The following is a 14,848-nucleotide window of genomic DNA, read 5'->3' on the forward strand; positions in this document are numbered from 1 at the left end:
ATCAGGCTCCCGCCGGGCCGGACGCGGCCGGCGCGCCCAGGATCTGCGAGGGCTCGACGCCGGCCAGCCGGCAGATCGCTTCGAGCGGCGAGAGGCCCTGGCGCATGAGCGCCTCGAAAGCCGCCACCTCATCGGGCGCGGAGGTGTTGATCCAGTAGGAGAAGGGATCGACGACCAGCCGCGCGATGCCGAGGCCCAGCGGCGAGTCGATGAAGACCTCGCTATAGTTGGGCTTGGAGTTGCGAACCGACTTCAGCAGATCGAGGACGAACCCAGAATAATCGAGGATCTTGTTGTCGACGGCCCGGTCATAGGTCGAGCCCTGCAGCAGGAAGCGGGTCGCGGCATTTTCAAGGATGACCTGGCCCGTGCCGCCGAACAACATGAGGTCGTTCATCGACTGCAGCACGATGCCGAACGAGCCGCGATATTTGCGGGCGCGGCGATAGCCCTGGCCGAAGGCTTCGGCGAGGCGCGAGAGGTCCTGCCCATCGGTGCGGGTCATGAACTGCGCGGCTTCGTCGCAGAGCACGAAGCGGGGCTTGTCGCGCGCGGAGAGATAGAGCTCCTGCGTGACCGCGTTCACCACCACCATGACGATGACGTTGAACAGGTCGGGCATCGACTTCAGCCGCTCTAGTTCGACCACGACGAATTCGTCATGGCGGATATCGAGCGTCGAGGGGCCGTTGAAATAATGGCCATAGGCGCCGCCCGATCCGAAATCGCGCAGGTTGAAGGCGAGCTCGCGCGCGACGGGGACGAGATGGTCGACACTGTCGAGCGCGGTCTCGACCTGCGAGGGATAGGTGCCGAGCCATTCGCGGACCGCATCGATGCCATGATCGGCACGCCCCGTGTCGATTGTCCACTGGACCGCGGACTTGAGGAGGTTCCATTCCGAGGTGGTGACGCCTTTGCGGGTCGACGCATTCGCCATCTCGGCGACGATCGCCACCGCCATGGTGATGGCCGACTGCTTGTCGTCGCCGTCGAGCGCCAACCCCATGTCGAAGGGATTGAGGACCAGATGCTCCTCGCCGATATCGATGTAACGGCCCGAGCAAAGCGTGCAGAGCTTGCGATAGCTGCCGCCGATATCGATGATGCGGATCAGCGCGCCTTGCGCATAATATTGCTGGCACAGATTGTTGAGCAGGAAGCTCTTGCCCGCGCCGCTCTCGGCCGAGACGATGAAATTATAATTGTTGATCCGGGGATCGAACACGTCGAGCGTGACGAGCTGGCCCTTGCGCCCGGTGTAGAGCAGGGCGGGGCGTCCGCCGCCGCGGAAATCGGTCTGGATCGGCGCCATCAGCACCGCGGCTTTCACCGGCATGCGGAAGTCGCGCTCGAGCAGGCGCAGGGTGGTGCGGTCGGGATAGAGGCCGAAGGGGAGGCTCATCACCAGCAGCGTGGGATTGAGGTAGCTCTCCTCCTGCATCGAGAAGGGCAGGGGCTCGCCCTCCCACAGCCGCTTGGCGCGCGCGGCAAGGTCGCGGGCATGGGCACGGTCGCGCCCGAACACCCATATCGTCGGGATCACGCGGACGAACTTGCTGTTGCCCGCCTCGTCGAGGATCCAGCCGATCTCCTCGATCTGCTTGCCGACCTCGACGGCAAAGCTTCCCGCCGCCTTCTGCGCCGAGAGGATCTGCGCGCGCTTGTGGATCTCGAACTGCGAATGATCGAACAGGATGTTGAGCGTGTAGAGGAACGGCCCGCCGATCTGGTCGCTGTCCTCCGACGCGCCGCGCATCCCGCCCATGAAGCGGTTGGCGCGTTCGGCGGTGATCCGCCGCGCCGGAGCCTTGGGCGTCAGGCAGCGCGCGACCTGGTTGCCGAGGAACACCTCCGCGCCCTCGAACACGAGATCGGGGCCCGCATCGATGATCTGCTTGGCGATCGGCGGCGCGCCGACGGTGGTGCCGTCGGCGAACACGCCGGGCGCAGGGTTCGCCACGCCGTTGAACACGCGCCGGTAGAAGGCGACCATCTCCTCGGGCGGAAGGCGGCGGATGCCGAGCTTGGACAATTGCTCTTCGACCTGCCGGCGCAGATCCTCGCCCAGCGGCCGCCTTGTCTTGATCGAGAGCAGTGTCCGGAAGTTACGGACCGGGATGCCGTGCAGGGCTTTGAGGCCATGACGTCCCTCGCTCAGATAGGCGTGAGTATGGCGTGCCGATGCCTGGATCAGCGGATCGTCGCGGGTCTTGAGATCGAGGAAGGCGTCGAGCGCGCCGTCGATCAGCGGGTCCGCGAAGGTGTGAAGCTGGAGGACCGTCCCATCGGGGAAATGAATGTTGAGCAGGCCTTGGAGCGCGCCCTGGACATGGGCGAACATATAGGCGGTCGGCACCAGTTCCCAGGCATGACCCCAGGTGTCGTCGATGCACAGGAAGGCTTGCGTATCCTCGTCCCAGGCGACGAGCGGGAGGTGATCGGAAAAGCTGTCGCGCCGGACGGCGCTGCGCAGCCGGGCATAGCTGAGCGCGCTCATGGCTTTGGCTCCGGTGCGGGCGGGGCGATCGTCTGGGAGACCGGCGCCGGAGCAGAAGGAGCGATGACGGACTCCTGAGCCGGCGCGGGCTCGCCGTCCGGCGCGGTCGTCTCGCGGACCTGGCCGAGGATCGGGGCCTGGGACGCGCGATCGGGCGCGGCGACGAGCGCGCCGCCAACGACCCAGACCGGCTTGTCGATCACCGAATAGACATAGCGCGGCATATAGAGGCGGTCGGGCCGCTGGCGATCAGCATAGGGCAGGATCAGCGTGCGCACCGTGCGCGCGGGCTTCAGCATCGGTGTGACCGGCGCCTCGATCAGCCCCTTGAGTTCCTGGTAGACGCTGTCGCGGTAGCTGCCATAGGCGGTGCCGGCAGCCTCGATTCGTGACCGCATGCCCGCGTGGCCCGCATCCTGGCCGCGCAACATCGCCCGGTCGTTGGTGACCTTGGGATCGGACTTTGACGCGACGCCGGCGACGGCATCGGCATAAGCGCGATCAGGATGGATGCACTGGCCGTGATCGCTGTTCTTGCAGTCGAACTTCTCCGAATAGGGCGACATCATCGAGCCGACCGTGGCGCAGCCGCTCAAGACGACGAGCAGGCTGAGCGAGAGCAGCGAGCGATGGAGAGACTGATGGGAAGCCAAGGGCATGGCGGTGACTCCTTTGGGGTGGGGCGCGCGGAGCATCAGAATTTGCCCCCGACCGACGGCTTGATCTCGAGGGCAAGACCCTCCTGGATGACGACCACCACATCCTTGGCGGCGCCGACTTCGACGACCGGCCCGGCCTGGCGAGCGAGGTCGAGATAGAAATCGGTGAGCTTGTCCGAGGACTTGGAGAGGCCGCCGGCGACGCCCGACTTGATCGCGTCGCCGGCGTCGAGGCTGCGCACATTGCCCAGCGCCGAGGTCGACAGGCTGCCGAACGATCCTTCGACGCTCTGCGAGATGCCGGCGATCGTGCCGGCGATGAAAGAGCGGGCGAGCGTCGCGCCGGCGCGGGTCACGACCTTGCCCGACAGGCCCTTCTTGCCGTCGGCGTCGACGAAGAAGCCCTTGATCGCCTGGTCGACCACCGCATGGCTCTCGAAGTCCACGCAGGAGATCGATACGAGCTGGATCTCGACCCGTTCCTTGGCGAGGCTGCCGGTCGCATTGCCGATGACGAAGCAGCCGGCGAGGTTGGCCTTCACCTCATTGGGAAGGACGGCGGGCGCCTGGACCCGGGCGATGATGGGCTCGGGGTTACTGGTCGCGTCCCGGCTCGCCAGCGCGTCGATGCCGGTCAGCAGCCGCGCCTTCATGAAACCAGGTGGCAAATAGATCGTCCTCTTCCCTTTTTTTGGCGAGGACGAGCTGCCGGCACCTCCTTCCGAAGTCTGGGTGGCCGTGGCCGCGCCGATCGCGCCGACCTGCCGCTCCGTTGGCGGAGCCGGAGGCGCGGAGGGTGCTGCAGGCGCGCTCGGCGGCGCGGGGATTTCGTCCGCCGCGGCCTTTGCCCCGCTCGGTGCCGGCGGATAGGCGGGGGCGTCGCCCGGGATGGCAGGCGGGAGATCGCCGCCGTCGCCGGCAGCCGGACCGTGGGAGCCGGCACCGGCGCCGGGAACGACCTTGCCTTCCTCGATCGCGGTGACCCGGTCACCGAGCAATGTCTGCCCGTCGAGGATCTTCTGGAGATCGCCGCGCAGCTTCACCTCGAGGCTGTCACCGCGAAGCCCGGCGCCCATGTCGAGATTGCTCGCCTGGGGCGCCTTGGGCGCTTCCTTCTTTCCGCTGGAACTGGCGGTGTAGAGACCGAGGCCGAGCAGCGCGATCGTCGAAACTACGCCCAACTGCTTGGCGCGCAGCTTCTGATCCGAGGTCAGCTTCGACCACTGCGCGCGCAGGTCGAGCAAGGCGGGGCGAGGCGACGCATCGATGGTGGTTTCGTCGGTATGGGCACGGGGCGCCGCAGCCGGAGATGCTTGCGGGGTATCCTCTGGCGTCGTCATGGCTGAACGCTCCTGCGGACGACGATCAGCCGCGCGGTTTCACCCGGGCCCAGCGTCAGGCGATCGATCGTGATGGCGAAAATGTCGGCTCCAAGCGCGGTATCGAGGAAGGTGCGCTCATCGAGCGTGGTGGCGACGCTCGCTCGGACGAGATATTCGCTGACCGACAGGCCCGCGCCCTCGACTTCGAGGCGCCGGCGTTCCGTGAGCGATGCGGTGGGAAGATCGGCGAGGATCAGTCGATCGCGCGACGGCGCCACTTCGGAGAAGGAGGCCGGTACGCGGTCCTGCAGGATCGCGAGCGCGATCCCGACCGCCCGCTCTTCCTCGACCAGCGGTCCCAGCAGCGCGTCATTGGCGCGGGCGCGTTGCGCGCCGCCCGGCATCAGCGTCACCGTCTGCGCCGGAATATCGGCGGGCTCGGCATAGAGCGGGTAGATCGCGCCGTTGCACGAGACGAAGAATTCCGAAGGCGTCGTCACATAGGTGCGGGTCTTGGCGCCCATATCGTCGGTCTCGAGCACGAGAAACTTGACCCAGGCATCCGCGCCGCCCCGCTCGACGGCGAGGCCCTTCTCCGCGGAGAATTTGACGTCCTCGATGTCCCCGCCCACGCAGACGATATGATTGACGTCGCGATTGGAGAGCCGGATGCGGCTCGTCTGGTCGGGCAGCGCCGCGATCGACTGGGCGAAGGCGGGTGGGGCGAAGGGCAGGGACGCCGCCAATATGACAAGGGCGTGCGCCCCGGCGAGGCAGGAAAGCCTCGCCCGATTACCGGATATCGGCACTGAAATTCTCCTCCTGGAGGGCGGTCAGCCAGAAGCGGCCATTCTCGAGCGCGTAGCGAATGCGCAGATTGCCCCGGAACTTGCGGATCACGCCGCCGATCACACGGACCTTCTCGACCGGAACGAGGATCTCGCTGCCCGTCCAGGTGACGGGCTGATCGCCCCGGATATAGGTCGCGATCGAGAGCGTCGGATTGTTGCCGAGCTCGTCGAGCAGACGGTTCAGGCTGTCGCGCAGGCCGTTATAGGCGCTGGGATGCGCGATGCGCAGCAGCTCCTGGAACTGCCGGTCGGCCGAATAGGCGGAATAGGTGCCGACCAGGCCGACGATGTTGAAGGTGATCGCGCGCAGATAGGCCTCAGAAGGCTTGTTGCCCGTCACATAAAGGTCGCCGTCCGCGCCGAAGGGCACGATCACGGTGCGCGTGTTCTGGTTCGAGGTGTAGATGACCGTGCCCAGCACCGCGGTGATGCCGAAGAGGCCCGCGATCGCCACCTTGAGCAGCCGGTTCTCCTCGAAGAGGTTCGCCGATCCCTGCAGATAGCGATGCAGGTGCCAACTCGGCCGCGTGTCGCCGATCATGCCGGCCTGGGACTTGCGCCTGAAGGGATGAGCCATCTCGCCTACTCGAAGAAGCGGGTCTGGGTCGGACCCGGATAGTTGCGGAAGCGGGCAAGGCCCCAGCGCCAGGCAAGGTGCGGGATGAACCCGCGCGGCTTGGTCCGCTTCCAGGGAATGAAGAGGAGAAGGGCGCCGATGAGCAGCCACCCGATGATCCCGCCGACGATGACCGCGACGAAGATCGTGGACATCACGACGATGAACTCCTGGCTGTCGAACCAGAGGATCTGGGTCGGCTTATGCAGGAACTGCGGCAGACGTTCGTCCACGCCCTTCTCCCTTGCTTCACCACGCCGCTGGGCGTGGGGTCCGGAAGGCGACCATCGCCTCCCGTCTCGTGAGGGCGGCCGACCCGGCCGGCGCGCCCGGTCCTGGTCTCAGATCAGCATGCCGAAGGTCTGGAGGATCGAATCCGCCTTGATGAGGCAGACCGCCGCCACGATCGTCGGGATGCCGATCATGATGTTCGAGAAGAGCCGCGAGACGCCGAACAGGAAGGCGGCAACGCCGCCCACGAAGCCGAGCGGGCCCTTCACGCCCTGGTTCACGACGATGTCGTAGATGTCGTAACCAAGGTCGCCGGCGGCCGGCGCCTGGAAGGCGTAAGCGACGCTCGTCCCGGCGATCGCGGCCAGGAGGAAAAGGACCGCCGCGTCGATCGTGCGGAACGTCCTTCCCCGAAGCGAAGTCAACATAGTCAGTCTCCTTGTGCGTGAGGCCGTCCAGGACATGCTTGCCGGTACCGATCGGTTGTCGTGTCCGGCCGGCGGCTGCGTTGGACGGCCCCTGGAGGCGCGCTTCCGCCGGCATCCCGGTCCCGGCGGCGCGGTGGACGCGCGCGCGAGGTCCGCCAAAATCGTCAATTGTTGCCGTCAGGGGCTGGGCTTGGGATTGCGGCTCTGGGTATCGAGGAAGGCCTCGAGTTCTGCCTGCTGGAACCCTGACACGAGTTTTCCATCGACGAAGAGCGTCGGCGTGCCCGACACGCCCATCTTGCGGACCGTGTCCGCGTCGCGAGCGACCTTCTCGGCGCCCGCCCGGCATTTGTGCAGCGAGATGGGCTGCGCGCCTGCATAGACCGCCTTGAATGTCGCCTGCGGGTCGGGCGAGCAAAGGATGTGCTCGGCCTTGGCGGCCGCCTGCGGATGGATGCCGCTCACGAAATAGACGAGGCGCTGGACCGGCTTGCCTTCGGCTTCCTTCACCAGCCAGAAGCGTTCGAGCGCCTGGCAATAGGGGCAGTCGGGATCGGTGAACTCGATGACCTTCGGGGCGCCTGCGGGGCCCACCACCAGCGCATCGGCGGGGGTGATGGCGCCGAGGCGCTTCCTCGCGCTCGCGTCCTGGGCAAGTGCCGTCAGATTGACGCCGTTCTTGTCGTAGATCGCGGCGAAGAGAAGATGCTGGCTGTCCGGCGCGTAATAGATGACTCGTCCACCGGCGATGGCCTGATATATTGGCCCCCTGACAGGCGCCGGACCGAAGTCCTCGAACGTCAGATTGGTGAAGGTCTGGCGCAACTGACGCTGAGCTTCCGCGGCCGCTGCCGTGAGAGGCTCGGTGCCGCTGTCCTGGGCGTAGGCCGGCGCTGTCGCGCAGAGCAGCGCTGTCACGATCAGCTTAACGCTGCGGGACATGGGCAGTCTCCGGGCGAATGAGGGAGGTGCGTGCGAAAAGTCGGCTGTCGAGGGTGAGCGAGTTGCCGATCTTGATCGCGGTGGGAACGACGGGCGGCGCGGGGAGGTCAGCCTTCTTGCGGATCGAAAAGCCGAGATCGCTCTGCACGATGGCGAGCTGGGCGCCGCGGGTGCAAGGGTAAGCTTCGGCGTCGGGCCGATAGGTCTGGGGGCCGGCAGGCATGGCGCCGGCGCAGACGAGCAGGGCTCCGGCAAGCGTCGGCAACGAGCATGGAAAGTCCATGGCACATGTCTCCTCGTGGCGCCGCGAGGCGCTCGGGTTTGGGGTTTGGATAGGCCGGGCAGGAAGGCCGGGACCTGGGTCCGTGGTGGCCGCCGATCCGGTGCGTCCCAAGGCATGACGATCAGGAATGACCGCCGCAATAGGCAGGGCACTGAACTGCCGAAGCGGTGAAACAAAGCAGCGCTAGGACGAAAGTGACCGAATGATCTCGCAAAGCGTTGAAAGATCAGGTTTGGGCAAAAGCGGCACTATAATGCCGCTTTTGCTTCCATTCGTCGTGGAAATGCACCCGTTCGGGTTCGCCGCCGGGTGACACGTCAGTAGTTCAGGCAGGAGAAGGAGTGATGGCCCGACCCAGACGCAGCTTCAAGCTCCGGCTTTCGCCGGCAGGTCTCGACGTCCTCATCGACTCGCATTGTCACCTGATTCGGGTCACGCGTTCGCTGATCGCCTGGGGCACGACCCTGCATGTGGCGGTCGAGCATCTCAGCACCTTGTCGACCGGCGAGATCATCGAGCAGATGAAGGTGCACGAACTCGACGGCCTGGGCGGCGCAGAGGAGCATCATGTCGGAGCGTCCAATCGACTCTGGGATATCGCGACAAGCATTACCGAAAGGGTCCAGGAGACGTCACCCAATGGTCGCCAGCCCAATCTGGGAACCATTTATCTCCTGGCGCTGATGCAGATCCCCAAAGCGGGCCAATCGGACCTGATGAGCGCCTATGGTCGCGCCTTGCAATCGGGCGCACGAACGCCGGCCTACCGCGAGGTCAATGATCTTGCTGGGTAAATCGCGACAAGTTGGCCGAGGTTGTGTTTGACAGTGGTGGTAAGTACACCTTAGCGTTCGACTTACGGAATTGCCTTGGCGGGCGGACTCTCCCGTAAGGAGACGCGGATATGTCGCACGATTTAGCGACTTCCGTTGCTGAAAGTCCGATCCTGTACGTCAAAGTACAGTCAGGACGACAAATTGAAGAGGCACGGAAGAAGAGGCGCTTGACGCAACGCGATCTGGCGCGCGAGCTTGGTATGGGCGTTCGCTGGCTTCGGGAGATCGAAGGCGGCAATCCCCGCGCGCGGCTCGACGATCATCTTGTCTGCGCCTACCGGCTCGGACTGTCGACGGGGCATATCCTGATACCGCTGCTGTTCGCAGGACAGAAGATGTGTTTTCCGCACCAACTGGCGACGGGTGACCTCAGCGATCTTGAACGGATGTGCATTGAGCTCATCGCGCAGCGTAACCTCGATCATCTCACGCGCGCCTTGACGCCAGCATGGCCCTCCGCATGTGTTCCAGCCGGCGCCGGCCTATGATGTCGGCGATGGATCCGCCGCTGCATGAGCGCGTGTACGAGGGGATCAAGGAGGATTACCTCGCGGGCCATTTCGTGCCGGGCAAACGGATCGATATTCAGGACCTCGCGACCCGCCATCGGTCGAGCAAGACACCTGTTCGTGAGGCAGCGTTTATTCTGGTGGGGGAAGGACTTCTCACACACCACTCGGACGGCGGATTCCTTGTGCCGATTTTCGAACCGGCCGAGTTGATCGAACTTCTTGCCTTGCATATGCAGATGATGGCGACGACGCTGTCGAGCCTACGGGAAAGCGCCATTCGCGGCGTCTTGCTACAGACCCCAACTCTCGGACCCCGGCCTTCGGCGGTCGCCGTCGCAAACCAAGCAACGGGCATATTCGCGTCATTGGCGGAGGCCACCAGAAATCATCAGGCGTCGCTACTGATTAGAGGCCTTAATGAGAGACTTCACTACGCGAGAATCGCGGAGGCGGTGGAACCGGCGATGGCGGAAAAGGAACTCGCCACCATCGTGGATACCAATGTCGCGAGCTTGTCAAAGGCAATGCGAAGACGAATTGAAGCATACCATATGCGGAAAATTGCTCACCAACAGAAAATTATCCAAAAGCAGTCTTCTTCATAAAATAGTATATTTATCAAAGCAATGGGGCGTAAAATTGACCCCGTTGCCATCAACACGTCATTCTAAAAGGGCACCTGACGGATATCGCGCCAATCTGTCGCGATATATCCGCGCCAGCAGATATTCAACTGCTCTACCTTTGAACTGCCGCTCACTTGGGGCGGTTGACGAGGAGCATGGAAATGGAACGCAAAGACGAACACAACTCCGACGAGCTGATCGACCTCGGCTCCGTCTCCCAGGAAACCAAGGGCAACTCGGGTGGGCTGGGCGACACGGTCATCCAGCGACAGCTGACGGGAATCGGTCTCGAGGACGACTGAAACTCCTTTGGCGCGCGTCCCACCCGGCGCGCGCCACTGTTCAGGGGGCCAGGTTGATGTACTATCGACTGAGAGACGGGCTCTATCACTGCATGGCAGGCCGCCGCGTGATATTCCTCGATCTGATCCAGGACCGATATTTTGCTTTGCCCCAGGCATGTGGAGCCGCCTTCCAGAAACTTGTCAGCCGACGCGGCGAGGGTTTCGATGGTGCCCGCGAAGAGCTTTCTCTACTGATAGGAAGAGGCAATCTGATCGAAACTCTGGCTCCGGACGGCTCACTATCCAATACTGTCATCCACTCCGTGAGAACTGACCACCCGGCGCGCAAACTGCCGACGATCCACATACCCACTCTGGTGCTCGCGCTATATTGGGAGTTGAACATCTCGATCCAGCTGCGAAGCCGGGCGCTATCAGCGGCGATTAGACGCGCGGCGGAAATTCCTACCCGATCGCGGCTTGACTCTGCGCTGAGGGGATCCCGGATGTCCAGGATGGTGTCTGCGTTCGAATATACCGCATTCGTCTTTGGCCGGACAAACCGATGTCTGGCACGATCGTTGGCGATGTTTTCCTTATGTCGTGCGCATGGGATCCCTGTCCATTTCGTCGTCGGAGTGCGGTCAGATCCATTTGCGGCGCATGCATGGGTACAAAAAGGCGACGTCGTGCTCAACGACACCGCCGAACAGGTCAATCTTTACACGCCGATCCTGGTCCTCGAATGAGCGTCCAGTTTATCGCGCGGATAGCCAGGCAAGGTCTGGTCTACGATGCGGACAGTGTCCCTCCTACGATATCTTCCCTTTTCAGGCAGGATATCGTGCCGGGGCTCTGCCTGGACATCAGCGATCCCCGCGCGTTGATCGCCTTGCCAGCGCAAAAGGGGTTCATCATCGGCACGCTGTTCCATCGCTATGGACCACCGGAACGTGTTGAACAACTTGAGCCGAAAGAGATCGAGGCGATCTGCAGATCAAAAGGCGAGCACCTACTCCGGAGGTATTGGGGCCGATATGTTGCCGTAATCCGATCGGAAAACGCGCTTTCCGTTATACGCGACCCTTCTGGCGCCATGCCGTGCTATCACACAAGCCATAGACGTGAACTTGTCCTAGCGTCCGCGCCGTCGCTGTTCAGCGCTGCCGGATTGCCAAGCCTATCGGTCGACACAGCGGGAGTTGCCAGAGCGCTTTTGATCGCTGGTATGCCAGAAATCACGACTGCGCTCATCGGCGTCGGTCAACTCCTTCCGGGTACTTCTCTGGAAATCGCAGGATCACGTACCACAACGGCTATCCGATGGGACCCTTGGGAGTTCGTCAGTTCCCTGGATGATCGATCGCCGGACGAGCTTGCAACAGATCTTCGGCGAACCGTTCAATCCTGCGTTTCCGGCTGGGGAAGGCTCTACAACAAAGGGCTTCTGACGGTCTCAGGAGGCCTCGACTCATCTATCGTTGCGGCATGCCTTCGCAATGTCGGACATGATCTGTCACTCTTAACGCTCACAACGGACGATCCACTCGGTGACGAAAGAGCATTCGCACGAACCATGGCGTCATACCTGGGCAGGCCCGTGTTTGAAGAGCGCTATTCTTTGACCCACATCGATCTCAACAAATCCTCTGTAAGCCATCTTCCTACCCCGGGCGGGCGTGTGGACGCCCAATCCTTTGACGCGACTGCGTTGAAGGTCGCCACTGACGTCGGCGCAAACGCCATTTTTACAGGCAATGGGGGCGATAACGTCTTTTACATGAGCCGGTCTGCACGGTCTCTTGCCGACCGCTACTCAGTGAATGGCCTTTCAGCAGGCCTGCTAGGAACACTGCGGGACATTCGCAGTTTGACTGGAGCAACCGCCCTGCAAGCAAGTTCGCAAGGGATTGCGGCTTGGCGCAAAGCCGCGAAGGGATATGTGTAGGGCGGTGACAAACCCGGCCACGGGAGCGCCGGCATAGGTGCCGGTGCGGCGGAGAGAAATCCTGCCAGTGGTAAGCTGCTCGTTTTGGGGCGGCGGGGATGTTTGCCTTGGAGAGTTACGCGGCCGTTCGGCGTTTTGTGTTCGTGGAAGGTCACAGCCGCCGGGAGGCGGCGAAGGCGTTCGGTCTGAGCCGGGACACGGTGGCGAAGATGTGCGCGTTCTCGCTGCCGCCGGGCTACCGGCGCACGAAGCCGCCGGAGAAGCCGAAGCTAGGTCCGCTGTTGCCGGTCATCGACGCTATCCTGCGCGAGGATCGCCTGTCGCCGGCCAAGCAGCAGCACACCGCCAAGCGGATCTTCGAGCGGCTGCGCGACGAGCATGGCTATGGCGGCGGCTACACGGTGGTGAAGGACTATGTCCGGCAGAGCCGCGCACGCAGCCGCGAGACGTTCGTGCCGCTGGCACACCCGCCGGGCCATGCCCAGGTCGACTTCGGCGAGGCGTGGGCAGAGATCGGCGGCATGCGGCAGAAGGTCCATTATTTCTGCATGGACCTGCCGCACTCAGATGCGTGTTTCGTGAAGGCCTATCCGCGCGAGACGACCGAGGCGTTCCTCGACGGTCATGTTTCGGCCTTCGCCTTTTTCGGCGGCGTGCCGCTGTCCATCCTCTACGACAATCTGAAGATCGCGGTGGCGAGGATCTGCGGCGACGGCAAGCGCGAGCGCACGCGGGCCTTCACCGAGCTGGTCAGCCACTATTTGTTTGCCGACCGCTTCGGTCGTCCCGGCAAGGGCAACGACAAGGGGAAGGTCGAAGCGCTGGTGAAGCACGCCCGCGCGATGTTCATGGTGCCCATTCCGGTAGCGCGCAGCTTCGACGAGTTGAACGAGCGCCTGGCGAAGGATTGCCTGGCTCGACAGAACGGGCATGCCGGGCGCCATGCCGACACCATCGCCGAGCGCCTCGTCGCCGACCGGCAGGCCTTCCGGGCCTTGCCGGCGGTGCCGTTGGAGCCGTGCGAGAAGCGGTCGGCGCGCGTATCGTCGACCGCGCTGGTGCGCTATCGGACCAACGACTATTCGGTGCCAACCGTCTATGGCTTCCGCGACGTCCTGGTGAAGGGGTTCGTCGACGAGGTGGTCATCAGCATCGCCGGCGAGGAGATCGCCCGGCATCCGCGCAGCTATGGCGAGGGCGCATTCGTCGCCAACCCGCTGCATTATCTCGCGCTCATCGAGCAGAAGCCCGGCGCGCTCGACCAGGCGGCCGCCTTGCAGGGCTGGGATCTGCCCGAGATCTTCCAGCATCTGCGCCACCTTCTGGAAGCTCGTATGGGCACCAAGGGGAAGCGCGAGTTCATCCAGGTGCTGCGGCTGCTCGAAGCCCTGCCGCTCGCCGTCGTCACCGACGCGGTGACGCAGGCCGTGCAGCTCGGCGCCATCGGCTTCGACGCGGTGAAGCTCATCGCGCTGGCGCGTATCGAACGGCGACCGCCCCGTCTCGATCTGGCCGCCTATCCGCACCTGCCCCGGACGGACGTGAAGACGACACGGGCGGCGGACTATGGGGTGCTGGCGGCATGACCGGCGACAAGATGCCGACCGGCACGACCGGCGGGACACCCCAGGTGCTGCTCGCCCACCACCTCAAGCAGCTCAAGCTGCCGACCGTGCTGCGCGAATATGAGAAGGTCGCGCGCGAATGCGCTCGCGACGGTGTCGACCACCCACGCTACCTGCTGCGCCTCATCGAGCTTGAGCTCATCGACAGGGAGCGGCGCACGGTCGAGCGGCGGATCCGCGCCGCCCGCTTCCCGGCGGTGAAGAGTCTCGACACCTTCGACTTCACAGCCATCCCCAGCCTCAACAAGATGCTGGTGCTCGAGCTCGCTCGCTCGGAGTATATCCTTCGGCGGGAGAACGTCATTGCGCTGGGCAACAGCGGCACGGGCAAGACGCACGTCGCTCTCGCGCTCGGCCTGGCTGCTTGCCAGAAGGGATTCACCGTCGCCTTCGCGACCGCCGCTTCGCTGGTCAACCAGCTGATGGAGGCGCGCGACGAGCGGCGCCTGCTCAAGCTCCAGCGGGAACTGGCGGCCGTGAAGCTGCTCATCGTCGACGAGCTCGGCTATGTGCCGCTGTCGGCGACTGGCGCCGAACTTCTCTTCGAGGTGCTGTCGCAGCGCTACGAGCGCGGCTCGACCATCATCACGTCGAACTTGCCGTTCGAGGACTGGACCCAGGTCCTCGCCTCAGAACGGCTTACCGGCGCGCTGCTCGACCGGCTCACCCACCACGTCTCCATCCTCACCATGAACGGCGACAGCTACCGCCTCAAACAGTCCGCCGGCCGGCGATCAGCCAGAAGGGCGGAGCAAAACCAGGCCACCGTGTCGGCCGACCCGAACACCGGCGAGATCCCGTCGCCATAGCCGGGAGAAAACGGTCGCGACGATATGGAAAGGGCCCCGATCGGGGCCCTTTCCATATCGTCATCACGCCTCGACCGCTGGCCTGCTTTTACTCCGCCCCGCTGGCCGGGTTTTGCTCCGCCGTTGACAACCGCGCTCTCGCATCTGAAGGGACTCGAACATCGGATCGCGTCGACAGATAGCCAGGCTTATGGCCAGACAGCGAGGCATGATGCACTCGCCCGCGGCATCGCGAAGACAGATCGCCTGGTCGCGCGGCACATGCAGGCTTGGACTACACGCCAATTTGCCCGGCTTCATGCGCCTGACGGCGCGCGCCAATCCGAACTCCCTCTGCTCCGCGTTGACCCGTGCCCCATCGACCCCTGGGAGCGCG

17 protein-coding genes are annotated in these 14,848 nt (G+C 64.0%); 8 read left to right on the forward strand and 9 right to left on the reverse strand.

Going from position 1 to position 14,848, the window contains the following annotated elements; genetic code table 11:
* Position 1 precedes the first annotated feature (1 nt).
* From NX02_RS09280 to NX02_RS09320, 9 genes are all read right to left on the reverse strand, one after another.
* Positions 2–2,500 (reverse strand): TraC family protein, encoded by a 2,499-nt coding sequence (locus NX02_RS09280; RefSeq protein ID WP_025291921.1) that lies wholly within the window; start codon positions 2,498–2,500, stop codon positions 2–4.
* Positions 2,497–3,159, reverse strand: coding sequence for a TraV family lipoprotein (locus NX02_RS09285; RefSeq protein ID WP_025291922.1), 663 nt, complete (start codon positions 3,157–3,159; stop codon positions 2,497–2,499). The genes NX02_RS09280 and NX02_RS09285 overlap by 4 nt, the downstream gene beginning before the upstream one ends.
* 35 nt (positions 3,160–3,194) lie before the next feature.
* Positions 3,195–4,499: a TraB/VirB10 family protein gene (locus NX02_RS09290; protein WP_039996508.1), complete on the reverse strand. Its 1,305-nt coding sequence runs from the start codon at positions 4,497–4,499 to the stop codon at positions 3,195–3,197.
* Complete coding sequence (locus NX02_RS09295) at positions 4,496–5,290, reverse strand: type-F conjugative transfer system secretin TraK (RefSeq protein WP_025291924.1); 795 nt, start codon at positions 5,288–5,290, stop codon at positions 4,496–4,498. The genes NX02_RS09290 and NX02_RS09295 overlap by 4 nt, the downstream gene beginning before the upstream one ends.
* Positions 5,274–5,873, reverse strand: coding sequence for a TraE/TraK family type IV conjugative transfer system protein (locus NX02_RS09300; protein ID WP_211258338.1), 600 nt, complete (start codon positions 5,871–5,873; stop codon positions 5,274–5,276). Before NX02_RS09300 ends, NX02_RS09295 begins: the two co-directional genes overlap by 17 nt.
* Before the next feature lie 41 nt (positions 5,874–5,914).
* On the reverse strand, positions 5,915–6,181 hold the full coding sequence (locus NX02_RS09305; RefSeq protein ID WP_025291926.1) for a type IV conjugative transfer system protein TraL: 267 nt from the start codon (positions 6,179–6,181) through the stop codon (positions 5,915–5,917).
* Positions 6,182–6,289: 108 nt separating this feature from the next.
* Entirely contained in the window at positions 6,290–6,607 is a 318-nt protein-coding gene (locus tag NX02_RS09310; RefSeq protein WP_025291927.1) for a hypothetical protein, read from the reverse strand.
* Between the two features lie 177 nt (positions 6,608–6,784).
* Positions 6,785–7,549, reverse strand: coding sequence for a DsbC family protein (locus NX02_RS09315; protein ID WP_025291928.1), 765 nt, complete (start codon positions 7,547–7,549; stop codon positions 6,785–6,787).
* Positions 7,533–7,814 (reverse strand): hypothetical protein, encoded by a 282-nt coding sequence (locus NX02_RS09320; protein WP_025291929.1) that lies wholly within the window; start codon positions 7,812–7,814, stop codon positions 7,533–7,535. Before NX02_RS09320 ends, NX02_RS09315 begins: the two co-directional genes overlap by 17 nt.
* 359 nt (positions 7,815–8,173) lie before the next feature.
* Here NX02_RS09320 and NX02_RS09325 point away from each other — a divergent pair, with 359 nt between their 5' ends.
* From NX02_RS09325 to istB, 8 genes are all read left to right on the forward strand, one after another.
* Entirely contained in the window at positions 8,174–8,626 is a 453-nt protein-coding gene (locus tag NX02_RS09325; RefSeq protein WP_158013974.1) for a hypothetical protein, read from the forward strand.
* A 110-nt stretch (positions 8,627–8,736) separates the two neighbouring features.
* Positions 8,737–9,156, forward strand: a complete 420-nt coding sequence (locus NX02_RS31425; RefSeq protein ID WP_245648811.1) for a helix-turn-helix domain-containing protein — start codon at positions 8,737–8,739, stop codon at positions 9,154–9,156.
* A gap of 8 nt (positions 9,157–9,164) precedes the next feature.
* Positions 9,165–9,785 carry a GntR family transcriptional regulator gene (locus tag NX02_RS30660; RefSeq protein WP_162232669.1) on the forward strand — a complete coding sequence of 207 codons (621 nt, stop codon included), beginning with the start codon at positions 9,165–9,167 and terminating at the stop codon, positions 9,783–9,785.
* Between the two features lie 182 nt (positions 9,786–9,967).
* Positions 9,968–10,108, forward strand: coding sequence for a benenodin family lasso peptide (locus tag NX02_RS32335; protein WP_158013975.1), 141 nt, complete (start codon positions 9,968–9,970; stop codon positions 10,106–10,108).
* A gap of 56 nt (positions 10,109–10,164) precedes the next feature.
* A complete protein-coding gene (locus NX02_RS32340) occupies positions 10,165–10,839 on the forward strand; it encodes a lasso peptide biosynthesis B2 protein (RefSeq protein WP_158013976.1) in 675 nt (224 codons plus the stop codon).
* Positions 10,836–12,038 carry an asparagine synthase-related protein gene (locus NX02_RS31435; protein WP_158013977.1) on the forward strand — a complete coding sequence of 401 codons (1,203 nt, stop codon included), beginning with the start codon at positions 10,836–10,838 and terminating at the stop codon, positions 12,036–12,038. The genes NX02_RS32340 and NX02_RS31435 overlap by 4 nt, the downstream gene beginning before the upstream one ends.
* Before the next feature lie 98 nt (positions 12,039–12,136).
* Positions 12,137–13,624 carry an IS21 family transposase gene (gene istA, locus NX02_RS09340; protein WP_039996352.1) on the forward strand — a complete coding sequence of 496 codons (1,488 nt, stop codon included), beginning with the start codon at positions 12,137–12,139 and terminating at the stop codon, positions 13,622–13,624.
* A complete protein-coding gene (gene istB / locus NX02_RS09345) occupies positions 13,621–14,472 on the forward strand; it encodes an IS21-like element helper ATPase IstB (protein WP_425424012.1) in 852 nt (283 codons plus the stop codon). Before istA ends, istB begins: the two co-directional genes overlap by 4 nt.
* The last annotated feature ends 376 nt before the right edge of the window (positions 14,473–14,848 follow it).

The organism is Sphingomonas sanxanigenens DSM 19645 = NX02 (assembly GCF_000512205.2).
Lineage (GTDB): Bacteria > Pseudomonadota > Alphaproteobacteria > Sphingomonadales > Sphingomonadaceae > Sphingomonas_D > Sphingomonas_D sanxanigenens.